The organism is Lysinibacillus agricola (assembly GCF_016638705.1).
Lineage (GTDB): Bacteria > Bacillota > Bacilli > Bacillales_A > Planococcaceae > Lysinibacillus > Lysinibacillus agricola.
Map to the genome: position 1 here is coordinate 271,626 of NZ_CP067341.1, position 23,624 is coordinate 295,249.

The 23,624-nt window shown below is 36.7% G+C and carries 23 protein-coding genes, 2 pseudogenes and 1 riboswitch; of the genes and pseudogenes, 17 read left to right on the top strand and 8 right to left on the bottom strand.

Features of this window, described 5'->3' with window-relative positions; genetic code table 11:
* Positions 1–42 precede the first annotated feature (42 nt).
* Positions 43–144: riboswitch (purine riboswitch) on the top strand.
* A gap of 193 nt (positions 145–337) precedes the next feature.
* From FJQ98_RS01320 to FJQ98_RS01335, 4 genes are all read left to right on the top strand, one after another.
* Positions 338–922 (top strand): xanthine phosphoribosyltransferase, encoded by a 585-nt coding sequence (locus FJQ98_RS01320; RefSeq protein ID WP_053596582.1) that lies wholly within the window; start codon positions 338–340, stop codon positions 920–922.
* Positions 922–2,220 carry a nucleobase:cation symporter-2 family protein gene (locus tag FJQ98_RS01325; protein WP_053596583.1) on the top strand — a complete coding sequence of 433 codons (1,299 nt, stop codon included), beginning with the start codon at positions 922–924 and terminating at the stop codon, positions 2,218–2,220. Before FJQ98_RS01320 ends, FJQ98_RS01325 begins: the two co-directional genes overlap by 1 nt.
* A gap of 280 nt (positions 2,221–2,500) precedes the next feature.
* Complete coding sequence (locus tag FJQ98_RS01330) at positions 2,501–3,010, top strand: RNA polymerase sigma factor (RefSeq protein WP_053596584.1); 510 nt, start codon at positions 2,501–2,503, stop codon at positions 3,008–3,010.
* A complete protein-coding gene (locus FJQ98_RS01335; protein ID WP_053596585.1) occupies positions 3,000–3,644 on the top strand; it encodes an anti-sigma factor family protein in 645 nt (214 codons plus the stop codon). The genes FJQ98_RS01330 and FJQ98_RS01335 overlap by 11 nt, the downstream gene beginning before the upstream one ends.
* 224 nt (positions 3,645–3,868) lie before the next feature.
* On the opposite strand, the pseudogene FJQ98_RS27465 reads toward FJQ98_RS01335, so the two are convergent.
* A pseudogene (locus FJQ98_RS27465) lies at positions 3,869–4,115 on the bottom strand (IS3 family transposase); the annotation flags it as partial.
* Between FJQ98_RS27465 and FJQ98_RS26565 the strand changes: the two are divergent.
* The 3 genes and pseudogenes from FJQ98_RS26565 to FJQ98_RS01350 all read left to right on the top strand — a co-directional run.
* Positions 4,100–4,258 (top strand): annotated as a pseudogene (locus FJQ98_RS26565) (purine permease); the annotation flags it as partial. The pseudogenes FJQ98_RS27465 and FJQ98_RS26565 overlap by 16 nt on opposite strands.
* 176 nt (positions 4,259–4,434) lie before the next feature.
* The gene (locus FJQ98_RS01345; protein ID WP_053596587.1) at positions 4,435–4,956 is read left to right on the top strand and encodes a DUF2179 domain-containing protein; all 522 of its coding nucleotides are present in this window, start codon (positions 4,435–4,437) and stop codon (positions 4,954–4,956) included.
* Between the two features lie 270 nt (positions 4,957–5,226).
* Positions 5,227–5,796, top strand: coding sequence for a YitT family protein (locus tag FJQ98_RS01350; protein WP_053596588.1), 570 nt, complete (start codon positions 5,227–5,229; stop codon positions 5,794–5,796).
* Between the two features lie 42 nt (positions 5,797–5,838).
* Here the strand turns inward: FJQ98_RS01350 and FJQ98_RS01355 are convergent, their stop codons facing one another.
* From FJQ98_RS01355 to FJQ98_RS01370, 4 genes are all read right to left on the bottom strand, one after another.
* Positions 5,839–6,720 carry a DMT family transporter gene (locus FJQ98_RS01355; protein ID WP_053596589.1) on the bottom strand — a complete coding sequence of 294 codons (882 nt, stop codon included), beginning with the start codon at positions 6,718–6,720 and terminating at the stop codon, positions 5,839–5,841.
* A gap of 102 nt (positions 6,721–6,822) precedes the next feature.
* Positions 6,823–7,983: a PucR family transcriptional regulator gene (locus FJQ98_RS01360; RefSeq protein WP_053596590.1), complete on the bottom strand. Its 1,161-nt coding sequence runs from the start codon at positions 7,981–7,983 to the stop codon at positions 6,823–6,825.
* 210 nt (positions 7,984–8,193) lie between these two features.
* Complete coding sequence (locus tag FJQ98_RS01365) at positions 8,194–9,612, bottom strand: amidase (protein WP_082340366.1); 1,419 nt, start codon at positions 9,610–9,612, stop codon at positions 8,194–8,196.
* Complete coding sequence (locus tag FJQ98_RS01370) at positions 9,602–9,787, bottom strand: hypothetical protein (protein WP_053596592.1); 186 nt, start codon at positions 9,785–9,787, stop codon at positions 9,602–9,604. The genes FJQ98_RS01365 and FJQ98_RS01370 overlap by 11 nt, the downstream gene beginning before the upstream one ends.
* Positions 9,788–10,320: 533 nt before the next feature.
* Between FJQ98_RS01370 and FJQ98_RS01375 the strand changes: the two genes are divergently transcribed.
* The 3 genes from FJQ98_RS01375 (at position 10,321) to FJQ98_RS01385 (ending at position 14,235) form a co-directional block, all read left to right on the top strand.
* Positions 10,321–11,220, top strand: a complete 900-nt coding sequence (locus tag FJQ98_RS01375; RefSeq protein ID WP_053596593.1) for an EAL domain-containing protein — start codon at positions 10,321–10,323, stop codon at positions 11,218–11,220.
* A complete protein-coding gene (locus tag FJQ98_RS01380; RefSeq protein ID WP_053596594.1) occupies positions 11,180–12,136 on the top strand; it encodes a GGDEF domain-containing protein in 957 nt (318 codons plus the stop codon). The genes FJQ98_RS01375 and FJQ98_RS01380 overlap by 41 nt, the downstream gene beginning before the upstream one ends.
* 704 nt (positions 12,137–12,840) lie before the next feature.
* A complete protein-coding gene (locus FJQ98_RS01385; protein WP_053596595.1) occupies positions 12,841–14,235 on the top strand; it encodes an L-cystine transporter in 1,395 nt (464 codons plus the stop codon).
* Between the two features lie 96 nt (positions 14,236–14,331).
* On the opposite strand, the gene FJQ98_RS01390 is transcribed toward FJQ98_RS01385, so the two are convergent.
* Together FJQ98_RS01390 and FJQ98_RS01395 are read right to left on the bottom strand one after the other, a co-directional pair.
* Positions 14,332–14,646: a hypothetical protein gene (locus FJQ98_RS01390; protein WP_053596596.1), complete on the bottom strand. Its 315-nt coding sequence runs from the start codon at positions 14,644–14,646 to the stop codon at positions 14,332–14,334.
* A gap of 324 nt (positions 14,647–14,970) precedes the next feature.
* Entirely contained in the window at positions 14,971–15,525 is a 555-nt protein-coding gene (locus tag FJQ98_RS01395) for an SLOG family protein (RefSeq protein ID WP_053596597.1), read from the bottom strand.
* 205 nt (positions 15,526–15,730) lie between these two features.
* Here FJQ98_RS01395 and FJQ98_RS01400 point away from each other — a divergent pair, with 205 nt between their 5' ends.
* Complete coding sequence (locus FJQ98_RS01400; protein ID WP_198926928.1) at positions 15,731–15,910, top strand: hypothetical protein; 180 nt, start codon at positions 15,731–15,733, stop codon at positions 15,908–15,910.
* Here the strand turns inward: FJQ98_RS01400 and FJQ98_RS01405 are convergent.
* A complete protein-coding gene (locus FJQ98_RS01405; RefSeq protein WP_053596598.1) occupies positions 15,899–17,062 on the bottom strand; it encodes a DUF418 domain-containing protein in 1,164 nt (387 codons plus the stop codon). The genes FJQ98_RS01400 and FJQ98_RS01405 overlap by 12 nt on opposite strands.
* Positions 17,063–17,165: 103 nt before the next feature.
* Here FJQ98_RS01405 and FJQ98_RS01410 point away from each other — a divergent pair, with 103 nt between their 5' ends.
* The 6 genes from FJQ98_RS01410 to FJQ98_RS01435 all read left to right on the top strand — a co-directional run bounded on the left by FJQ98_RS01410 (position 17,166) and on the right by FJQ98_RS01435 (position 23,454).
* A complete protein-coding gene (locus FJQ98_RS01410; RefSeq protein ID WP_053596599.1) occupies positions 17,166–17,867 on the top strand; it encodes a response regulator transcription factor in 702 nt (233 codons plus the stop codon).
* Positions 17,864–19,504: a sensor histidine kinase gene (locus FJQ98_RS01415; RefSeq protein WP_053596600.1), complete on the top strand. Its 1,641-nt coding sequence runs from the start codon at positions 17,864–17,866 to the stop codon at positions 19,502–19,504. Before FJQ98_RS01410 ends, FJQ98_RS01415 begins: the two co-directional genes overlap by 4 nt.
* A gap of 345 nt (positions 19,505–19,849) precedes the next feature.
* Positions 19,850–20,017 (top strand): hypothetical protein, encoded by a 168-nt coding sequence (locus FJQ98_RS01420; RefSeq protein WP_158003091.1) that lies wholly within the window; start codon positions 19,850–19,852, stop codon positions 20,015–20,017.
* A gap of 226 nt (positions 20,018–20,243) precedes the next feature.
* Positions 20,244–21,437 carry an NAD(P)/FAD-dependent oxidoreductase gene (locus FJQ98_RS01425; protein ID WP_053596601.1) on the top strand — a complete coding sequence of 398 codons (1,194 nt, stop codon included), beginning with the start codon at positions 20,244–20,246 and terminating at the stop codon, positions 21,435–21,437.
* Positions 21,438–21,462: 25 nt separating this feature from the next.
* Positions 21,463–22,029 (top strand): helical membrane plugin domain-containing protein, encoded by a 567-nt coding sequence (locus FJQ98_RS01430; RefSeq protein WP_053596602.1) that lies wholly within the window; start codon positions 21,463–21,465, stop codon positions 22,027–22,029.
* A gap of 18 nt (positions 22,030–22,047) precedes the next feature.
* On the top strand, positions 22,048–23,454 hold the full coding sequence (locus FJQ98_RS01435) for an MBL fold metallo-hydrolase (RefSeq protein WP_053596603.1): 1,407 nt from the start codon (positions 22,048–22,050) through the stop codon (positions 23,452–23,454).
* Positions 23,455–23,624: the final 170 nt, after the last annotated feature.

Genomic DNA, 23,624 nt, shown 5'->3' on the forward strand with positions numbered 1-23,624 from the left:
ATTCAAATTACGTCAAGGCGTGATTGATATAAGAAAGTTCTTACAGCTTTATACTGTTTCACTCATATAATAGCGAGAATATGGCTCGCAAGTTTCTACCGATTTACCGTAAATAAATCGACTATGGGTAGCAATGCTTTAGAAAACCTCATATAAAGTGGGATGTTTTCTATTCGTTTCGACGTTTTTACGCTGAATGCTTTGCTCCACTCGTAGATGAATGGAATCAAGGTATTCAGCGTTTTTTATTACTTGCATTGCTTCTGGCGCTCGCCTGTAACGGAATGTAAGTGGCTCATAAAAAGTTATTACTATAAGAAAGAAGGATATAAAGGAAATGAAGTTATTACACGACAAAATTATGCAAGAGGGTAAAGTTTTATCTTCATCTGTATTAAAAGTAGACTCATTTTTAAATCATCAAATCGACCCAGAGCTTATGAAGGAAATTGGACATGAGTTTGCAAACCGCTTCTCTGATCAAATCATTACAAAAATATTAACGATCGAATCTTCAGGTATCGCACCATCTGTTATGCTAGGGCTTGAAATCGGTGCCCCTGTAGTGTTTGCACGTAAACGTAAATCTTTAACACTATCAGATAATCTTTATTCTTCAAAAGTACATTCTTTCACAAAAAATGAAACAAATGATATTTCAGTATCACGTAATTTCTTAAATGAAGATGATAGCGTCTTAATTGTTGACGATTTCTTAGCGAATGGAGAGGCTGTCAAAGGTTTACTTGATATTGCAGCTCAAGCTGGTGCGAATGTTGTAGGTGTCGGCATTGTGATTGAAAAGGGCTTCCAAGACGGTGGGAAATTATTACGTCAGCAAGGGGTTCGCGTAGAATCATTAGCAATTGTAGATTCTCTTGAGGATGGTAAAGTAACGTTTGCTGCGGAGGCTAACGCGTAATGAATACCGTTAAATCAACTACGCTAGCCATTCAACATTTACTTGCGATGTATGCAGGAGCCATTTTAGTGCCATTGATTATCGGTAAGGCGATAGGCTTTGATACAGCACAAATGACGTATTTGGTAGCGATTGATATTATGATGTGTGGAATCGCCACACTTTTACAAGTGTATTCGGGTAAATTTATCGGTATTGGTTTGCCAGTAGTACTAGGCTGTACATTTACAGCGGTTAGTCCAATTATTGCAATCGGTACAAATCCTGAGCAAGGAATTACAGATATTTATGGTTCTATTATTGCTTCAGGTGTAATTATTATGATTATTGCTGGCTTCTTCGGTAAGTTAGTAAAATTCTTCCCACCTGTAGTAACAGGCTCGGTTGTATCAATTATCGGTATCTCTTTACTACCAGTAGCCTTAAACAATATGGCGGGTGGACAAGATGCAGCTGATTTTGCATCTGGCTCTAATGTAGCTTTAGCGTTCATTACATTAGCCATTATTTTAGTTGTTTATCGTTTCTCTACAGGCTTCATCCGTGCAATCTCCATTTTAATCGGATTAGTTGCGGGAACAATCCTAGGAGTATTTATGGGTAAGGTTGATTTTAGCCCAGTTGCAGATGCTGACGTATTACACATGGTTCAGCCATTCTACTTTGGTATGCCAACATTCGACCCTACAGCAATTATTACAATGACGCTTGTAGCAATGGTTTCTTTAGTAGAATCAACAGGAGTCTATTTTGCACTAAGTGATATTTGTAAGAAAAAATTAGATTCAAAAGATTTATCACGTGGGTACCGTTCAGAAGGTCTTGCCTCTGTGATCGGTGGTATTTTCAACGCTTTCCCATATACAACATTCTCACAAAACGTGGGACTTACACGTATGTCAGGCGTAAAAAACCGTAAAGTCATTTACATCACAGGTGGTTTACTAGTAGCACTTGGTTTCCTACCAAAAATCGCAGCATTAACAACAATCATTCCAACACCAGTACTTGGTGCGGCAATGCTAGCGATGTTCGGTATGGTCATTACGCAAGGTATGGGCATGCTAGTACCTGTTATGAATGAATCAGCGGAAAACGCCATGATTGCTGCAATTGCAGTCAGCCTTGGTGTCGGTGTATCGGTTGTACCAGGAATTTTCGATGCACTGCCAGAAAGCATATCTCTTCTAACATCTAACGGTATCGTCTGTGGTTCGGTCACAGCCATTATTCTTAATATTTTATTCAACATGATTGGGCCAAAGCATAAGGAAGACCCGATGCATGGGGAAGTTTAAAGGATTTCTATAATCATCAAAATGTCATCTACTCCTATAGTAGGTGGCATTTTTTATGCGGGAAAAAAGAGTCTCTAAGTATAGAAAAAGCTTTGGTTTTGAGTACGATAGAACCAAACTTTTTAATTATTAGTTAGTAAAATGCTATTTTCGTTATGAATATGAACTACAAATCAAATAAAACATAGTCTTTCAAAAAAACATAAAATTTCTTGTAACGAAAAACGTTTTAAATCTATATATAAGTATCCCAGTTAAAAATTATGAGAGGAGGGGGGATTTGGAAAATTTAAGTGAAATTTATAAATCTTATGCAGATGAAGTTAAGCGGTTTCTTATTTGTTTAACGTCAAATGTGGATTTGGCTGAAGAATTGACACAAGAAACCTTTTATCAGGCTCTAAAGTCGATGCATAGCTATAATGGCGAATGCAAAATATCCGTTTGGTTATGCCAAATTGCTAAACACTCCTATTACAACTATTTAAAAAAGGAGAAAAAATTTCATAGTACCAGTATAGAAAACATGATGCATATGGGATTAGATGTCCCATCAAATAAGGATTTACCAGATGTTGAGGTAATAAAACGAAGTACACTGATTTCGATACATAAAGAAATTCATCGATTGCAGGAACCTTATCGTGAAATATTTTTATTAAGAACATCCAATCATTTCAGTTTTAGAGATATTGGAGATATTTTTGATAAAAGTGAAAACTGGGCAAGGGTAACCTATTACCGTGCAAAATTAAAACTATCAGAAAGGATTGATCCATATGAATTGTAATATTATTAAAGATTTATTGCCATCTTATATTGATGGAATTTGTAGTGAAGATACTGCAAAAATAGTTGAAGACCATTTAGAACATTGCGAAGAGTGTAAGACGTGTGTCAACAGTATGCAGCGGCAAACAGCTTATGTTCAACAAAATCCAAAAGAAGTTGAGAAAGCTATTGCGCCATTTAAAAAAATTAATAAAAAGCGGCGTATCCAAGTTATTACGGCTATTGTTATGACTTTTTTAATGACCTTTTTTATCACGACTGTAGGTTATCTAGTTTATCAGGATGTAGGTGTTGTTCATGATTTCTTTTCCCCAAAAGTGACTGCAATTGTGGATGTAGAAGATGATTCGGAAGAGTGGCAAAGCTTAAACTTTAATGACAAAAATTATCTAATATATGATCGTGTTTTCTGGAAGAAGTCTATCGTAAATGCCGGAAGTGATAGTGAGAGTGGAAATCAAAGTGATCGAGATATCCTTCTAAGGGTAAAAGATGTAAATGGTAAAGTAATAGTTGATGAAATTCAAGTAAAGTCTGGAAAAAGCGTGAAATTGGATGGCTTAAAGAAGAACGAAAAATATTTCTTTGAAATAAAAGCACCACAAGGAAGATATTTCATTAATGCGATATGAGAAACTGCAACCTTTGTTCAACTCCCATGAAAGAACATAATAATCTTTCATTTTCTGTGGTAAAGTGCTGATTTTTGCGCTACATGGATGGCTAACGGAGGCTTTAATTAAAGAAGATTCAAACAACTTTAATATCGCTTTTCAGAAACAAGAATAATTTATTGTAAAGTCGTTCGGATGGTAAAGTGTACCCTTTGTAAAGGACATTTTGAAAAAAAGCTAGGAACCTTTTGAAGCTGCTGTCTGTATTTTGCAGGCGGCAGCTTTTTCAAGTTCCATTGCCCTCGATAATGGTTGTAATACATCATATAACTTTTCACTTCTCGTTTTACTTCTTCTAATGTTCGCCGCTTTCAGATTGGTTTCATCTTTAAAATGACCAAAGAAGGATTCTTGAGGGGCGTTATCCCAACAGTTTCCTTGACGTGACATAGATTGCCCTAGTCCCATTTCCTTCACAAGTTCCTGGAATTTTCGATGCACTACCAGAAAGCATATCTCTTCTAACATCTAACGGTATCGTCTGTGGTTCGGTCACAGCCATTATTCTTAATATTTTATTCAACATGATTGGGCCGAAGCATAAAGAAGACCCGATGCATGGGGAAGTTTAAAGGATTTCTATAATATAAAAAATGTCATCTACTTTTATAGTAGGTGGCCTTTTTTAATGTTTAAATTCTAATTAGTAGGGAATTTAGAAAATAGATACATTTTTAATAGAATGCAAATAAATATTTCAACATATACTTATAGTATATAAAACTACTTTTTGAAAGGTCTCTTACAAATGCAAAGTATATTTCTGATTTTAGTACTTCAATTGATTTATGTACCTTTTTTAACGTTACGTACAATACTTTTAGTGAAGAATGTTACTTTCCTTGCCGCCATATTCGGTATGCTGGAGATGTTAGTGTATGTATTTGGCCTTTCACTCGTTTTTAGTGGGAAACAAAGTATGTTAGCTATGGTCTTTTATGCAATTGGCTTTGGATTGGGCATATTTTTAGGGGCCAAAATTGAACGTAAACTAGCGATAGGCTATGTTTATACGACCATTAATACGCAAAATAAGAACGAGGAACTTGTGAAATTTCTTCGCAATGAAGGGTTTGCGGTCACGATTTACATTGGTGAGGGACGAGATAGTAATCGCTATAAATATGAAATATTAACAAAGAGAAATCGCGAGACAGAATTGTTCCAAATTGTTGAGCATTATGAACCGAATGCGTTTATTATTTCTTACGAGCCCAAATCATTTAAAGGTGGATTTTTGCTGGATCGAATGAAGACAAAACATAAATAGTCTCTAACATTGCCCTCTGTTTGTAAACAGAAGGCATTTTTTGTATCCATGCAAGTTAAGGTGCTGCTAGGCTAAACATAAGTGACGGATAGAACACATTGTGCCTCACCTCAACATTTGATGTACAAAAGATACCAGCAATATAGAGAAATTTAGCGACCAAGCTCGATAAAAATATTAATACGATTACACCGACAGACGTAAACAATAACATGTTCAAATCGATTTTTTCATACTATAAAAACATGCTAAGTCTCGGAGGGGGGTTATATGTATTTTTTTACGAAAGGCTTGGTCATTCTTATAGGAAGTACCGCGGTATCATTAGGAATTAATTTATTCTTAACGCCCCATCAAATTTTAGATGGAGGAGTTGTAGGGTTAGCGCTTATCTTACACTATTTATATAAGCTTAAAATAGGTTTGATGATCATCATTATTAGCATTCCGGTTTTTGTGATTTCCTGGTATAAATACAAAGCATATTTTTACAATAGTATACATGGATTAATTGTATCTTCTCTTAGTATAGATTTACTAAAGCCCGTTCGGAATCTTATTCAAATCGATGCCATCTATAGTGCCATATTTGGAGGGGTACTTATGGGTTTTGGTGTTGGGTTGATGCTTAGATTTCAGACAAGCACTGGTGGTACAGATTTGATTGCACAATTTTTAAGTGATAAAACCGGAATTAATGTCGGGATACTTATTTTTATGATAGATTCAATCGTCATCGTCATAGGGGGACTGCTTTTATCTTCCAGCACTTTATGGCTTTCAATTATTACAATTTTGGTAGTTGGGATTACTACAAGTATTATGACTAGTCATGTTTAATAAAAAATAGCTTCAGTATGACTGAAACTATTTTAAAATTCGTTATCGAGAGCTCTTCATCATTCGTTTTTTAGGATGTGCAGGCTTTACTTCTGCAATTAATATGGCAAGTAAAATCATTACGGCTCCCACAACCATGCGACTTGTTAATACCTCATGTAAGAATATAACGGATAGTACCATGCCGAAGAAGGACTCTGTAGACAGGATAATAGCTGCCTTTGTAGCAGACGTATATTGATTCGCAACATTTTGAAAAAGGTAGGCGAGAGTAGTTGAAAAAATGGCTAAATAAATGATTGAATAGATTGCTTCTTTTTCAAAAGTGGTAGGGATGTCGCCTTGACTGACTACGACCAAGATACCTAAAAAAGCTGCTGTGATAAATTGAATAATCGTAAGGGCAATGGCATCTTCCTTTTGTACAAAAAGGTTTGTACAAAAAATATCAAAGGCAAAAGCGACAGCACAAGCTAAGGAAAGCGCATCTCCGATATTCATTGTCAGTGAGCCTTGTAATGATAAAAAACCGATTCCGGCAATGGCAATAATTGAACCGATGATCTCATAGCCATCTATACGACGTTTGTAAACCGCAAATGCAATTAATGGAACGATAATGACATTTACGGCGGTTAAAAATGCATTTTTAGAAGGTGTTGTATATTGTAAACCTACTGTCTGAAGGGCAAAGGCAATATACAAAATGGTCCCTAACAAAATTCCTTTCCAGATAACTGATTTTGAAGCTTTTTTTAATCTATATCCAAATAAAATTGTGAGGATAATGGCAGCTAATAAAAATCTACCTGCCATTACTTGATAAGCTGTTAAATATTCCAATGCAATAGCCGTTATTACAAATCCGCTACCCCAAACGATTGCAGTGACTAATAGCATGCCATCAGCTATGTATTGTTTCATCATTCTTCCTCCTAACTTCAATAGAATAGCATGAGATGGAAGAAAATAATTTGATTTTAATTCTAAATATTCAGGCGTTTTTTTGTACTTATTCCAAAGCTATTATTCAATATTTATTTTGCTATGTAATAAGTACAATTTAACGGCTGCAGCGATACGTTCATAAAAAACATAATCATTTTCTAAAGGTGCTATTAATTGACGTATTTTTGACATGCGATAACGGATTGTATTTGGATGGCAGAAGTGAGCAACAGCTATTTCCTTAATATTCCCTTGTTTTACGACATAAGTGATTGCTGTTTTCATTAAATCTGGATCAACCTTCTCCTCAAGTAGGGGACCAAGATAGCTATTTACATAGTCCATAGCAAATTTAGCGTCTTTACGATGCAATTCAATTAACAAACAATCGGATGCGAGGTTTTCGTAATGACATACAGGAGCCGTTTCAATTTCGGCCATAATGCGTGCATAGAAGGCTTCACGAACAGCAATGGGAAGCTCAGTTTGTGTTGCGTGACAACGACTATAGCCAAAGGTCAATGTATCAGTTGAGATTGCATACATCGTTAACCATCCATGGAGAAGCTTTTCAAATTGAAATTGCTGCGATGAATGAGTCATTACAATAAAGAGGCTCTTTTTATAGGTACAAATCATTCCTGATTTCAATAGAGGCTCTAATTGAAACAGAGATTGCATCCATTGGCTATTCGTAATATTTTGCATTTGAATATTAGCAACAAATACATATTTTTCAAAGGGCTTATTGATTTGCTGTAAAACAGACTTTATTTGTTCATCTGTTACATCTTCCTCTATTAGACGTCGCATAATCGTTTCTAAAAAGAATGAATAATCCTGGGTTTTTGCATAGGCCATCGTTTCTAAAATAATCTTTTCAAAAAATTCATCTCCGCCAAATCGCAATATCGGGAAATTTTGTTCATCTGCATACATTAGAACTTCCTCTGGTAAATCCTTATAGATGACAGGTTTATAGGCTAAAGCACTTGCCCCTAGCTCCAAAAGACTTTTCACGGCATTCAATAAATATTCGGGCTTTTGCTTGGCAAATAATAAACTGCTTAGAACAACACTATTTGGTGTGAAAATTGTTTCTCTAACAGTTTGAATATCGGGTGAAAATTCAAAGTCTAGAATTTCAACATTTTGAACAGGTTTATGTAAACCATTGCGACCGGCAACGACTGTAAAATCCTTTGTAATAGGCAGTTGTAAAAAGTTCTCTACGTTCATTAGGATATCAAGCAACCTTTCTTGTGATTGAGCTTCTTTTCCTTATTATAAAAGTACTTGTCAGTAAAATACTATTAGTATCGCTGAAAGGCCCTCGCGAATCACTGATAAGATACCACGAATCACTGATAAAACAACCAATCGAAAAGAATCTGCTGACTTCTACAGACAAAGTCCGTAAAGCAAGCAGATTCTTCTACATGATCAAAATTAGCTGTTAGTGAAAATATTAGGTTTTCTGTTTTTCGTGGGATTCGTTTGTTCAATGGCGTAACCAACGTTAAGAATATGACCTTCTTTAAAGGCAGGTCCAATAATTTGAAGGCCTACTGGCAAATTACCTTTAAAGCCACAAGGAACGGAAAGGGCAGGTAAGCCTGTTAAGTTACTTGGACCTGTAAATCGAATGATATTATCAATTAAATCTACTTTTTCACCATTTAAATATGCAAAGTCATCACCGATAGTACTCGCCACTACAGGTAATGTAGGCGTAATAAGCACATCTACCTGATTGAAAATCTGTGTAAACTCTTGCTTTATTTGTCGACGTACCTGTTGAGCCTGTAAGTAATCAACAGCAGACGGTAATTCACCGAGTTCAAATAACAGACGAATATCATCTCCGAAATCCTGTGGCCTCTTCTGTAAATCGGAATGATGGATTGCAGAAGCCTCTGAAAGGGAAGTAACAAGCTCTGCCCATTCTGCATATTGCAAGGATGGGATCCGAACGACTTCAACCTTTGCCCCTTGATCCACTAAGCTTTGAATACTTTCTCGAACAGCTTTCTCCACATCTGAATCTACGTGGTTAAAGAAATACTCTTCGTTGATGCCGATGACTAAATCCTTCACACTACCTGAGATTTGCTGCACATAATTCTCTGTTGGAACGTCTGTACAAGTAGGGTCTCTATGGTCAAATCCAGAAATAATCTCAAGTAAGCCGGCTGCATCTTTTACTGTCTTTGTCATTGGACCAATATGATCTAAGCTCCAAGCTAGAGGGTAGCAGCCATATTTACTTACACGACCATGAGTTGGCTTTAAGCCGACAATTCCGCAGGCTGATGAAGGGATTCGAATAGAGCCTGCAGTATCTGTACCTAATGATGCAACACTTGCTCCTGCTGCAACTGCTGCACCGGAGCCACCACTAGAACCACCAGGAATTTTATCTAAATCCCAAGGGTTGCGAACGAGTCCGTAATGAGGGTTATTATTTGTGATGCCCCATGCGTACTCATGCATGCTCAATTTGCCCGTAAAAATAACTCCGGCATTACGAAGTTTTTCTACAACCGTTGCATCATAACCTGAAACGAAGTCCTTATGAATCTTCGATGACATCGTTGTTATTTTATCTTTAAAGTACAAATTATCTTTTAATGCCATAGGAATCCCATGGTACATTCCTCGATACTGTCCATTCCAAATTTCTGTTTCTACCACTTTTGCCTGTGCAAGGGCTTCTTCACGGTAAAAAGCCATATATGAATTAATTTTAGGCTGACTTTCTTCAGCAAAATCTAAAATTGCTTTCGTTAACTCGACAGGAGATAGTTTTTTAGTTTCAAGTAAAGGTGCTAACTCCTCAACAGATTTTAAGTGTAAATCAGTTGTCAATGTGGTCACCTCCGGGAATGCTGCGGATAGCGATATCAGCGTCATCAATAGCGATGCCTTCTAAATTACTACGAAGGGATTGCATACCCTCCCAACGTGCTTTTAGAAGTTCAAGGTGTTCAGATTTTGGTGTAATTCCTTTGTTCTCCAATAATTGTTGAATCGACAAACTCATTAACTGGATCCTCCCTTGAAAATAGTTTTTATCTAAATAGGTTTCCCTATAAAGAACAAATCTTTTTATTATAAAGAATCATCGCCATAACGTGGGGCTGATTTCCGTTCCGGGTCCGATGAGCCGCTTCGCTTGCGCTCCAGGATCTCATCTGTGACGCTCCAAGGAGTCGCCCAGCCTCCACTCCAATCAACTTAGATACATGGTATACGTTTTTACAAATGTCATCCCGAGCTTATGGGGCTGAGTTGTTATATTACTATATAAATCACAAATTTTTATAAAAGGTAATAAAATACTATTATTACAATCATACACTATATACAATATATATCAATAAATTGATTGAATATATTGTGTATTGTGAAATATATACTACTCTATCAAGTAATTAAGATTACTTTTAATAGAGCAATGTCAACAATTGAAAAGGAATTCTAGTGCTAGAGCCACCTCTTTTTACATGCTATTCACAGTACATTTACAATAAAAGCGTACAATAGATCCTAATAACCAAATTAAGAGGTGCGAAAATGGAGTCTGCTGTGAGACAAAGCATAAAAACAAGTAATTTATTTTCCTATTTAAAGTATTTATATGGGCAGCATCAAAACAATGCTTTATATATAAAGCGTTTAAAAGCGTTGAAGCAAATTATTCAGAACAAGAATTTACATACATATTTTCAACCTATTGTCGATTTACAGACGAAGCAAACGGTGGGCTTTGAGTCACTGAATCGTCCAGAGCCTTCAGAATTGTTTAATAGTGTTGATCAGTTTTATGAATTTGTTGGGCAAACGGACTGCGTATTTTTATTTGAATGCTTTTGTCGTAACCTTTCATTACAGCGTTTCAAAGAACGACTGCACGGAGATTGGGTAAACAGAGATTTTTTAGTATTTGTTAATATACATCCTAATGTTTTATTAGATAAGAAGTACCATAGTGGTGAAACCTTGCAATTATTAAAGGAGCTGGGCATTAAACCACAGCAAGTAGTATTTGAGCTAACTGAACGCAGTGCCGTGGTAGATTTTATAGAGTTTGAACGTGTATTATCACATTATCGATCACAGGGTTATCGAATTGCAGTGGATGATGTAGGTTCAGGCTACAATAGCTTAAAAACTCTTATTTACTTAAAGCCAGAATTTATTAAACTAGACCGTTCTTTAATACAATTTATCGATAAAAACAGCGAGCAGCAGCAGCTTGTCACATTGCTGATGAGATACGCAGAGCAGGCTGAGACGAAAATTATTGCAGAGGGTATTGAACGCCAGGAAGAGCTTAATTATTTACATAATATTGGTATCCACTACGCACAAGGTTATGCGATAGGGGAACCCGCAAAGGAAATACATTTGGGGAAAATAAGGATGGATGACGATGAAGATAGGGGAAGTCATAGAAAACGTTCCTTGTATTGATGAATTTGTGAAAAATAAAGAGGTGGATTTACTTTTTACAAGTAATCCGTCATTGCGTAGTGTTGTTGTTGTTCGAGATGACAAACCGATTGGGCAAATTACACGTACACATTTCTATCAAAAAATTGGTACGCGCTATGGCTATAATTTATTTATGGGACGGCAAAATCAACTTATTATTAAAGAAAATCCTTTAGTTGTAGATCGTAATACACCTATAACAGAAGTCAGCACGGAAGCAATGCGTCGACGACCAGAAGACTTATATGATGATGTGATTGTAACAAGAAATGACGTATATTATGGTGTAGTAAGTATTCGGGAGCTATTGTTAAAGCTCGTAGACACACAAGTAGCTATTGCAAGCTTTTTAAATCCATTAAGTAGCCTTCCTGGCAATAAATTAATTGAAGAAAAATTAGAGGAAGCATTACAGCTACCGCAATATAGTTTAATATATTTTGATTTAGACCATTTTAAATCATACAATGACACGTATGGTTTTAATAAAGGGGATAAAATTTTACTGTATTTAACAGATGTTTTGAAAAGAAATATAGTTGGTACAGAAGATTTTTTAGGACATGTTGGTGGAGATGATTTCGTTGCGATTCTTTCACATTATGAAGCTGCCCCGATATGCCAAAGAATTATTGATGAGTTTGATGCATTCATTTTAAGCTTTTATGATTTAGAGGATCTAACATACTTAGAAGTACAAAATAGAACTGGTAAATTAGAGCCTTTATCTTGTACTACCCTATCCATCGCGGTTATAACTAATCAATATCAGCAATTTGAATCTGTTGATCAATTGTCAGATGCGGTGACGCGTGTGAAAAAACAATGTAAAAAAATTTCGGGAAGCTGTTACCTAATTAATGACAATGAAAAAGAAGCCTACCTCGTTCATTAAACGAAGTAATCAGACTGTAGACAAGCTCGCAATAATTTGAGTTTGTCTGCAGTCTTTTTTTCATTAAGGACGCATTCCTCGGCGGGATTGAGTTGCTTTTCCTGTAGCTGACTCACTTATTTCACAACGATTCACGGGAGTCGCTAGGTTCTTTTCAAACAACTGCCCGAAAAACTGCTGCCACACAGCATTCTTAACATTTAGATGCTACCTGTATAACTCAGCAACCCAGACGTTATTGACTAAAGTATCAATATAATTGATTGCTACTTCTACGGTGACATTTACTTTCGTCAAATTCAAAACAGTTGTGTTTAATACATTCTAATTAAATTCGGTTTATAGGGCATAATCAAAAGAAATAAACCGCTTCAAGCGTGTTGATTAGGAAATATAGGTTTATTATTTTTGTTGATATTTTACTTATATGTGCCCGTTTTTGCTGATTGTAGCGGAGAGCTACTCGAGTGCTCCTGTCGCTTCGCTTTCGTCGCAGAGCAAAGCTTCCCGCGGGAAAGCGAGTAGCTCGTAGTGGAAATCAGAGCCTTCTAAATTAATCAGGATAGAAAAAATGGTTAATCAACACACCTGAAATCGCTTTTATTTTAGGAAATTACTAATCTTAATAAAACATACTTGAATTATAGGGATTATAGGTATATAATTCGATTACATTATAATTAAACTTCTTAGGAGGCTTTCCATTGTCTACATTACAAATCATTCTTAACGTGGCCGTTTTACTCGTGTTCGTTGGAATTTTATATTATATGAATAAAAAACACGTTAAGTTTTCAAATCGTGTTTTTGCTGCTCTAGGCTTAGGTATAGTACTTGGTCTTGGACTGCATTTAATATATGGTATTGATTCTGATGTATTAGCAAAAACAACAAGTTGGTACAATATTATAGGTACTGGTTATGTTAAATTGCTACAAATGGTTGCTATGCCGTTAATTTTTATTTCCATCTTAATAGCCTTTACGAAAATGAAGGTTGGTAAAAACTTTGGAAAAATGGCAGCCCTTATTTTAGCCATTTTAATCGGTACAACAGCTGTTTCAGCTGCTGTTGGTATTTTTTCAGCAACAGTATTTGATTTAGATGCTTCTCATATTATGCAAGGTGCTGCAGAAGCTGAGCGTGGAGCATATTTAGAGGAAAAAACTACTGGATTAGCTGCACCAGATTTACCAACACAAATTATTGAGTTATTCCCAGCAAACCCATTCTTAGATTTAACTGGTGCTCGTTCTACATCAACAATTGCTGTTGTCATTTTTTCAGCGTTCTTAGGTTTTGCGTATTTACGTGTAGCACGTAAGGATGAAGCTACAGCAGCTACTATTAAAAAGGGCTTGGATGCAATCTATGCATTAGTAATGGGCGTTGTAACAATTGTCTTACGCTTAACACCATATGGTATTTTAGCAATTATGGCACGTACAGTTGCAACATCTGATTTCGCGGCAATCTATAATCTAGGTAAGTTTGTTATTGCATCTTATGTAGCGTTATTTATCGTGTTATTAGTACATTTATTAATTATTACTTTAAGTGGTTTAAATCCATTTACGTATTTAAAAAAATCTGCAGAAACATTATTGTTTGCTTTCACTTCACGTTCAAGCGCAGGTGCTTTGCCGATGAATATTAAAACACAAACAGGGCGTCTTGGTGTACCTGAGGGTATTGCGAACTTCTCAGGCTCATTTGGTTTATCTATTGGTCAAAATGGCTGTGCGGGTGTTTATCCTGCAATGCTAGCGATTATGATTGCACCGACAGTTGGGATTAATCCGCTTGATCCAGTGTTCATCATTACGGTTATTGCAGTCGTGGCAGTCAGCTCATTTGGTGTAGCTGGTGTTGGTGGTGGTGCGACATTCGCAGCAATACTTGTATTATCAGCACTTGATTTACCGATTGCACTTGCGGGTGTATTAATCTCCGTTGAGCCATTAATCGACATGGGCCGTACTGCTCTTAATGTAAGTGGATCAATGACAGCAGGTGTGGCAACAGCACGTGTCACAAAAGAATTGGACACTGAAATGTACAACAATAAAGAATTAGGTGCTCAAGTATCAGACCTATAAAAATAAAGAGTTACTCTCAATTGAGGGTAGCTCTTTTTGTATCGGATATAAAATGTGGGTTGATATGTAAGTAAACAGCACACTTAATTTATCTCTTTATATTATTTTCACATAAAAATCTTTACCGTTAATTAGTTCATTAATTTCAATGTCGTAATTGGTTTTATAGTACTTATAGATGTTTTGCGCTAATCCAGAGTGTCCATTTAAATATGTTCCTTTTTTAATCTCCTTACGAGGATTATGGAAATCAAAATACAAGCGAGAATCGTGGCACATTGTATCCAAAATTGCTTTAAACTCTTGTTCTTCAATATGAATTCCTCGTGTATATCTGCACTCTCTGCGGTACGTATCATGAGAAACATTCACCGGCGATGACTCAAGAACCATTTCGATTTTTTTATTCAAATGTTAGCAGCTCCTTTTCAGAAATTAGCACCAAGGGGTAGAAAAAAAGACGTGATTTCTTTTTAAAAAGCAAAGATCTAATTTTTAAATAGTCATCACCTAAAGTATGGATGATATTTGTTAAATGATTGGAGTGGAGACTGGGTGACTCCTTGGGGCTCATCGGACGCCCCCCAGGAAGCTTTGCTCTGCGCGAAAGCGAAGCGTCCAGTCGGAACGGAGATCAACCACACGTTATTGTGATGATCCATAAGTTTATGATTAATATAGTTAGACTTATTTATTCCAGTATATAATTATCAGAAAATTATATCAATATTTTCCTTACCAATCTTGTTGCTGCATTTCTTCTGCCACTACTTGTAAATCATAAGCGGTAATCATTAAAAGTGTATAATCGTATGTTTCCATATATTTTTCTGCTAGACGTTTCATATACTTCGGAGAGCCTTCATTTTCTTCGTCATAAACTAGTAGTAGACCATCTGTATTTTGTATTATAAATTTGTCTTTTTCGATAAATTGCCACGGAGCCTCGTATGGCTTTTTTGTTACGCTAGTGACAAAGTCTGCTTGAGCTACTAATGCTTGATATTTTTCTTTTTTATGTTCTTGCCAATTTTTCTCCTGCTCTAAAAAAGGAGTGATAACAGCATATTTTAAATGAGAAAATTCTTTTTTTAACATAAGAACAACCTCGGCACTCCATGTTTCTACACCTTGCTGACCACTAATAATCACCCATTCTAAGCCTTCATCTATCAATATACGTAGACGGTTTTCGAGTGCTTTTTTTATGATGGCAATGCCAGGGTGCTTGTCATTGAAAATGCCTAATTCATGTGGTTTATAGCCAGTGATAATAATTCGCTGTAGCAAAAAAACGCCCCCTGAGCTGTATAGTATGTAGTCATAGTATACAGTAGGGGGCAAGCGAAAACGAATTCCGATATGTTGTTGTATAGTTGAATGTTAATTTATCCAGCGTTAATGGGCAGTAAGACTCCCATCTTGCAAAGAAGGGGAGATTAATTCAAAATCCGGACGCATTGTTTATCTGTGCGACAGCGGCATTGTTTTACCTGTGCGAAAGCGAAGCGACAGCGGCATTGTTTACCTGCGCGAAAGCGAAGCGACAGCGGCAATACATCAAGGCGAAATTGATTATAAAGCAAATAGTGTTAAAACTACAGCTACAGCTGCACAGATGCCTAAAAACCACCATGTGTCTGTAAAGTCTTCTTTAGAATCACTATTCATGTAAAGTATGTCCTTTCTGTTTAATTTTTCCGCTCAAAGACCAATTCGTCCAAACACGCAGTATAGTTTCGAATGGTCCGCGTTTAAATTTCTTTAAATAGGCAAGGCTGAAAACACATTGCAAGCTATATACGACGATTCCGAATAAAATACCACCAAACACGCCTAGCTTGCCGTATAAGCCTAGACCATATCCATAAAATACTGTTGTACAAATAATGGTTTGCATTAGATAATTGGTTAATGATAGTTTACCGACACTCTCAAAAGCAGGAGCTAGCAGTTGTACTGGGCGAGTTTTATATAATAAAGCTGCAAGGCAGACATAGCCAATTGAAAGTAGCTGTGAACCACCCGTCATCAAGATGTCGGAAAAATTACTTTCTATTAAACTCATACCTTTACAAGCTAGCCCAACTGGAACTAGCATTGAGCCAATCGAATACCATTTTTTTTCATCCTCCATATTCACAAATGCTCGCTTTTTGGCGAGTCCCATGCCTAAGAGGAACAATGGAGCATAGAAGATTGGTGCAAAAATAAGTATGATGAATAGAAAAATAGGTTCATCCATTCCAGGAGGTACTGAATTTGCACGGAAATCATAAATATCTAAGTAGCTTCCGTTAGCATAAATATCGTCGGCTTTCTCAATATAAGTATCCAGTTCTTTTTGCTCTTTTTTTGATTCAACCGTAGGACCAAATGTTAATGCTGTCGTGAGTAAAAATAAAATGCCAGCCCAAATAAATAAAGTTTTGGGTTTGCGATTAATAAAGGGAATCAAAAATAAAGTCATACAGCCGTAAGAAAATAAAATATCGCCATCCCATAAAAATGTTGAATGGAGCCAACCGATTGCAATTAGCCCCGTTGCACGGCGTAAAATGGACCATCGACTTTTATCCTTTTTTTTACGAATAGACTCAATAAGTTTAATAAGAGAGAAGCCAAATAAAATGGTGAAGATCGGCATAAATGACCCTTCGATGAAGACTTTTACAAAATATAAAGCCCCGTTATCGAGGGCGGATAGATCTTTTAGTTCATCTTTGCCATACATGCCAAATTGGAAAATCAACAAATTCGCCATTAAGATGCCAAATAAACTAAATCCACGCATTGTATCTATGAAGGTAACACGGTTAATTGTCATTGCGTTTTATCTCCTTAATTGGTTATCTTATACATAGTGTAGTTGGTAAATCTTATGGTGAAATAATGACTACCTTAAAGTAATCTTAAAAGAAGGTGATAGCATGCAAGATGCGTCAATTTTAGTGTTAGAAGATGAACGTGCAATTGCGGAAATGATTGAAATCATATTAAGGAAAGAAGGATTTTTAAACATTACTCTCTGCGGCACTGTTCTAGAAGCAAAAAAGAAAATTGAAACGAAGATTTTTGATTTTTATCTATTTGATATTATGCTCCCAGATGGTAGTGGACTTGATATGGCGAATATAATTCGTGAACAAAGTGATGCACCTATATTCTTTTTAACGGCAAAAGGTAGTGATGCAGATAAACTTCGCGGTTTTATGAACGGTGCAGATGATTATATTACGAAACCATTTAATCCACTTGAGCTTGTTGCAAGGGTGAAGGTACAGCTTACAAGATATATGAAGAAAAAGGATGTGCCAGAAAGTCATTTATTTACATGTAGTCGGTTTACATTTGATATCGATGCAGCAGAGATAACTGTAAATGATACAAAGGAAATCATTAGTGGGCGATTATTTCATTTATTGAAATATTTATGTGAAAACGCAGGGCAAGTATTATCAAAGGAGCAAATCTACGAACGTGTATGGGGTGATTGCCTGTTTGATGATAATACAGTGATGGTACATATTCGAAAACTACGAGAAAAAATTGAAAAGAATCCAGGTAAACCAACTTGCATTATAACTGTGAGGGGTATTGGTTATAAACTTGTTGGAGATGTTCATTCATGAAGCCAGCTAGAAGGTTAACGCTCCGTTTTGTGTCTTATTTCATCATATTTTATTTACTAATTATTTCGGGCTTTATTATTAGTTTGGTGTTTTTTGCAATCTTTATCAATGGTCATGTCGGTGACAATATTCATATAATGACTTCCTCTGAAATAAAAGATGATGCTGTCGTAGAAAAAGGAAAATCCATTAAGATTGCTGATTATTTAGTGAAGCGAGCCGAGGAGAACGTAGGGCAATTGTATTTGTTCAATCAATCGATGGACATTGTTGATTATACCGGAGATAGTTGTGAACTATGTGGAATGACAGATAATGAAATAATGGCTCTGAAACAGCCAGGAATGCATACATGGGAGATTCCTAAATACTATTTGCTATTCCTCCCTACGTCACCCCAACCACTTTTTGAGGAAGCATTTCAGAATTGGAAGGATAAAGGAGAGATTTCTTCAGAACTACTCCGGCGTTTACAAGATAAGAAGGCCTCTGTTGAGATCTATAATGAGCGGTGGGATCGTATAGAAATCATTGGTGAGCATTATAAAAAGCTACATAAGCCTCAGCTGCTAGAAGAAAAATACGATATTTTCGAGCATGCGGAGCTTACACAAAGTGCTGCTTTAGAGGATGGTTCGACACTAGTTGTACGCATGCCCAATCCGTCATACAAGCCATTTGATGAGCCTTTTAATAAGGCGATGGTTTTATTTGTTTCGATCTTCTTTGGGGGACATATTATCGTGTTAATCGGGGTCGTATTTTTATCGATTAGCATTTCCCATCAATTTGTGCGCCCGCTTGTTTATGTACTATCTCGTATAGAGCGACTTACACAGTTTGATTACAGTGAAGTAAGAGATAAAAATATCCGTCATCGGAAGACAGGGAAGTTGAAGAGGAAATTTAAATTATTTCAGCCAGTTGATGAATCCCTAAATAATTTATCAGAACGTCTTTCATCTAATGAAAGGCAAATTAAACAGGCAGAGCAATTGCGTGAGGAGTGGATAACAGGTTTATCGCATGATTTAAAGACACCGTTAAGCTCTATTTTTGGTTATTCAACAATGCTTGCTTCAGAGGATTATGAGTGGACAAAGGAAGAAATGCGCATCTTTGCGAATACAATGCAGGAAAAGGCGACGTATATGGATGCCCTTATACAAGACTTAACATATACGTACCAATTAAAAAATAAAGCGATACAGCTTGAAAAAGTGTTATTACCACTCAACATATGGTTACCTCAATTTGCAGATGAGCAGGTGTCTGTGAAGATTTATGGAGATATTCTGCTCGAAGCGGACGAGCTTCTATTAAAGCGCATTTTAGATAATCTAATAACTAATGCTAAAAAATATACTCCTGATGGTACAAAGGTAAACGTAGAAGCGCAAAATATAGGTAGGGAAATTATGCTGACAATTGCCGACCAAGGTCCGGGAATTCCTCAGGAGGAGCTCGATAACCTCTTTGAACGCTATTATCGAGGTACTAATACTACAGATGATACAACGGGTACAGGTCTTGGATTGGCTATTACTAAGCAGTTAATTGATTTACACGGTGGTACCATTAGTGTCCGATCAGGGGTAGAAGGTACAGTCTTTGTATTGAAATTTAAACGTAAATAGTAGTTTCTGAGGTCATCACCAAAAATTAGGGATGACATTATGTATATAAGTTGATTTTCGTTCCGGCTGGGTGACTCCTTGGGGATCAGCGTCAAGGGCACTGGAAAACTAAAGAAATTCATTTTTTTATATTATAAATCTGTCTTTTGTTGGATTTAGAAACTCAAAAAAGTCGATTTGCATCACATTTTTGTGGCAAATCGACTTTTTTAGTACCCTCGATCAGCGTCACAGATGAGACCCTGGAGCTAGCCCCGCGAGTGAAGTGGGGAGGGGAACGAAGGCTAAAAGCATCACGTCCTGTGATAACGCCTTCGTGACCAACATCCTGTTGCTGCCGCTACGTTGCACTACGCTTTCGCACAGAACACATTTGTTGCCCCGACGCCCCCAGGAAGCTCTGCTCTGTGCGAAAGCGAAACGACAGCAACAATGTTTTATCTGTGCGAAAGCGAAGCGACAGCAACAACAAAGCGCCCAGCCGGAACGGAAATCAACCCCACGTTATGGTAATGATAGTTTTTTATTGAAAAAGTAAAGTAAAAACACTGTTAATTTGGGCAGTACAAGTGATGAATCATTCACTTTGTACTGGCCTTTTTTTCGTGAAATTGAACAGTCTTAAAGGTGAAGTGTAATTATTTAGGGGATTACCCCTATATGAACAGTTTCCGCTTACAACTATTATAAAGGTGTAAAAGTTGTATACGAAAGACAGCATGATAAGGAGGATATACACATGAAGACTTCTTTTAAAGTAGTCATCGTTGGAGGAGGAACTGCTGGCATTTCTGTAGCTGCACGTTTACTTCGTCAATCTCATTCACTTCAAGGGGAGATTGCCATCATAGATCCTGCAGAAAAACATTATTATCAACCACTCTGGACATTGGTGGGAGGTGGTGCAGCAAATAAGTGGGACTCTGAACGTGAGATGCTTTCTATTATTCCTGAAGGCGCTGTTTGGTTAAAAGAAGCTGTTAGCAGTTTTGACCCCAATCAAAACCAGGTAATTACACAAGGTGGTACAACATATACGTATGATTTTTTAGTAGTTGCTGGTGGTATAGAGATTAACTGGGGTGCTATTAAAGGGCTGAAAGAGGCACTTGGGACTAAAAGTGTATGCAGTAATTATTCTTTCGAGCATGTGGATTATACGTGGGAAACGATCCGCAATTTTAAAGAGGGGACAGCATTGTTTACACATCCTAACTCTCCAGTAAAATGTGGTGGTGCTCCGCAAAAAATTATGCATTTAGCAGAAGACCATTTTAATAGAGTCAATGTTCGTGACAATATTAACATTATTTTCGGTTCGGCTAATCCAGCCATTTTCGATGTCTTGAAATATCGTGAGGCACTTGAAAAGGTAATAGAACGTAAAAATATTGACGCTCGATTCCGACATAATTTGATTGAAATTAAGGCGGATGAAAAAATAGCTATCTTTGAAAACTTAGATACTGGCACAGTAGAAGAAATTAAATACGACATGATTCATGTGACACCATATATGTGTTCACCTGAATTTATACGAACAAGTGCATTAGCAGATGAAAATGGTTGGGTAGATGTCGACAAATTTACTTTGCAACATAAAAAGTATAGCAATGTGTTTGGAATTGGTGACAATGCCAATCTCCCAACATCTAAAACGGGTGCAGCTATACGAAAGCAAGCCCCTGTCGTTGCACAAAATCTTATTGCTTTAATGCGACAACAGCCTATGACGCAAATGTATGATGGCTACTCTTCTTGCCCAATCGTAACAGGCTACAACAAACTGATATTAGCTGAGTTTGATTACAACAAAGAGCCTGTCGAATCTATGCCTTTCAACCAAGCAGTGGAAAGATCCAGTATGTATTTCATGAAAAAGGATTTACTGCCTGTTATGTACTGGGATGGCATGCTGAAAGGCACTATGTAATTACGAATGAAGGGAGGCGTCAAGCATGGCTAATGCAACGGTAAGCATGAGCGAGGAATTATATCAAATAATTGAAGCGCTTGAGAAACCAGAAGTTCGACACTCTTTACAGCGATTGTTAGAAAAATTACCAAATGTAGAGCAAACGATTGAATCAGCAGAAAATGTTGTGGATTTTGGAAAATCAGTACTAGCTGATGCAAAGACCGTAGATAGATACGAGCAATTTGCTTCTTCTTATAATGTAGGCTCAGACACGATTACGGCTATTGTGCAGCTAATGGAGAAATTGCCAAAGCTTGTTCAAACCATTCATCAGTTAGAAAACATCATTGATTTTGTTACAGCAGTACTTCAGGATAAGCAAACGACAGACTATACAATGAATAATTTAAAGGGCTACGTCGATCCATACGTTGAAAAAGGAAAGACAAGTTTGGATTTCTTGAAAATGATACAGCAAAGGGCAGAAGAAAAGCCTCAGCAAATCAATGTTTTTTCAATTATAAAATGGATGAAGGATCCTTCTGTTCAAAAATCACTTAATTATGTTCAGGCTACATTAGATATTTTAAAAGAAAAAAATAGATGATAAAGGGGAGTTTTACACATGTTATTACGATATTTTTACGATGAAAAATTAGCGCACGCTTCTTATGTTGTGGGATGTCAGGCGAAAGGTGAAATGGTCATTGTTGATCCGATGCGTAATATTGAGCCCTATCTTGCATTAGCAGAAAAAGAGAAGATGCAAATTGTTGGTGCATTAGAAACACATATCCATGCTGATTTTGTAGCGGGATCTCGTGAGTTAGCAGACCGTGTTGGAACAAAGATGTATATTTCCGACGAAGGGGATGCTGATTGGAAGTATCAAAATCTTGAAGGAATTCCTCATCAATTATTAAAAGATGGTGATGAATTTAGTATAGGTAATCTTATCTTTAAAGTCATGCATACACCAGGACATACGCCAGAAAGCATCTCCTTCTTATTAACGGATCGCGGCGGTGTAGCAGATAAACCAATGGGTATTTTTACGGGTGACTTTGTCTTTGTAGGTGATATTGGACGCCCTGACTTGTTAGAAAAAGCTGCTGGTATTCAAGGTACATCACTATCCGGTGCAAAAGCAATGTTTAAATCAATAGAACGCTTTAAGGCTTTACCAGATTACATGCAAATATGGCCAGCTCATGGAGCAGGTAGTGCTTGTGGTAAAGCATTAGGAGCAGTACCATCTTCAACAGTTGGGTATGAGAAGCAATTCAGCTGGGCTATGCAATTTGATGATGAGCAAAAATTCATTGATGCGTTACTAGATGGTCAACCGGAACCTCCTTATTATTTCGCTGTTATGAAGCGTGTCAATAAAGTAGGAATAGAACTTCTTAAGAACTTACCGCCAGTAACGGCAGTGTCAAGCTATGAAGAGATTACTCAACTTATTGCAGATGGGAAGCAAGTTATTGATATGCGTCCGGCGGAAGATTTCTCACAGGGGCATATCGCAGGAACGCTAAACATACCTTACAATAATTCAGTGACAAACTGGGCTGGTTGGTTAGTGGATTATTCAAAACCATTATATTTACTAATTAATCCTTCTCAACTAGATGATATTTTAATAGCGTTACGTTCTATTGGTATCGACAATGTTGTTGGATATGGGGATGTAATGAAAATTTTGGAAGAGGCTACTTCTCTAGAAAGTTATGAAAATATAACTCCTCTTGACGCAAAGTCATTAATTGAAAGTGGAGAAGTTCATGTACTTGATGTACGCAATCAAACTGAATATGATGCAGGGCATATTGAAAATGCTCAACATATTATGGTTGGTACGCTATCTAAACGTTTGGATGAATTACAAACAGATAAAAAAATTGTTGTACAATGCCAAGCAGGTGCTCGTTCTGCAATTGCGGTAAGTGTACTGAAAGCAAACGGTATTCACAACATTGTAAATTTAACGGGTGGCTACATGGCTTGGCAGCATGATGTATTGAACAAATAAAAAAGTTTTATCTACAGAGGTTGTTCTAAAAGAAAAATAGCATACTAGTGATCCTAGTTTGCTATTTTTTTGTTCTTCGTAAAGTTGAGGGTGGATTCCGTTTCGGCTCAACGCTTTCCAAGAGGTATCTTTGAATGAAGTGAGGATTACTTTCAATCGAAGGTTTTATA

Coding starts and splice junctions, on each gene's coding strand:
- FJQ98_RS01320 (WP_053596582.1), top strand. CDS start 338: ATGAAGTTATTACACGACAAAATTATGCAAGAGGGTAAAGTTTTATCT.
- FJQ98_RS01325 (WP_053596583.1), top strand. CDS start 922: ATGAATACCGTTAAATCAACTACGCTAGCCATTCAACATTTACTTGCG.
- FJQ98_RS01335 (WP_053596585.1), top strand. CDS start 3,000: ATGAATTGTAATATTATTAAAGATTTATTGCCATCTTATATTGATGGA.
- FJQ98_RS01345 (WP_053596587.1), top strand. CDS start 4,435: ATGCAAAGTATATTTCTGATTTTAGTACTTCAATTGATTTATGTACCT.
- FJQ98_RS01350 (WP_053596588.1), top strand. CDS start 5,227: ATGTATTTTTTTACGAAAGGCTTGGTCATTCTTATAGGAAGTACCGCG.
- FJQ98_RS01355 (WP_053596589.1), bottom strand. CDS start 6,720: ATGAAACAATACATAGCTGATGGCATGCTATTAGTCACTGCAATCGTT.
- FJQ98_RS01360 (WP_053596590.1), bottom strand. CDS start 7,983: ATGAACGTAGAGAACTTTTTACAACTGCCTATTACAAAGGATTTTACA.
- FJQ98_RS01370 (WP_053596592.1), bottom strand. CDS start 9,787: ATGAGTTTGTCGATTCAACAATTATTGGAGAACAAAGGAATTACACCA.
- FJQ98_RS01375 (WP_053596593.1), top strand. CDS start 10,321: ATGGAGTCTGCTGTGAGACAAAGCATAAAAACAAGTAATTTATTTTCC.
- FJQ98_RS01380 (WP_053596594.1), top strand. CDS start 11,180: ATGAAGATAGGGGAAGTCATAGAAAACGTTCCTTGTATTGATGAATTT.
- FJQ98_RS01405 (WP_053596598.1), bottom strand. CDS start 17,062: ATGACAATTAACCGTGTTACCTTCATAGATACAATGCGTGGATTTAGT.
- FJQ98_RS01410 (WP_053596599.1), top strand. CDS start 17,166: ATGCAAGATGCGTCAATTTTAGTGTTAGAAGATGAACGTGCAATTGCG.
- FJQ98_RS01415 (WP_053596600.1), top strand. CDS start 17,864: ATGAAGCCAGCTAGAAGGTTAACGCTCCGTTTTGTGTCTTATTTCATC.
- FJQ98_RS01425 (WP_053596601.1), top strand. CDS start 20,244: ATGAAGACTTCTTTTAAAGTAGTCATCGTTGGAGGAGGAACTGCTGGC.
- FJQ98_RS01430 (WP_053596602.1), top strand. CDS start 21,463: ATGGCTAATGCAACGGTAAGCATGAGCGAGGAATTATATCAAATAATT.
- FJQ98_RS01435 (WP_053596603.1), top strand. CDS start 22,048: ATGTTATTACGATATTTTTACGATGAAAAATTAGCGCACGCTTCTTAT.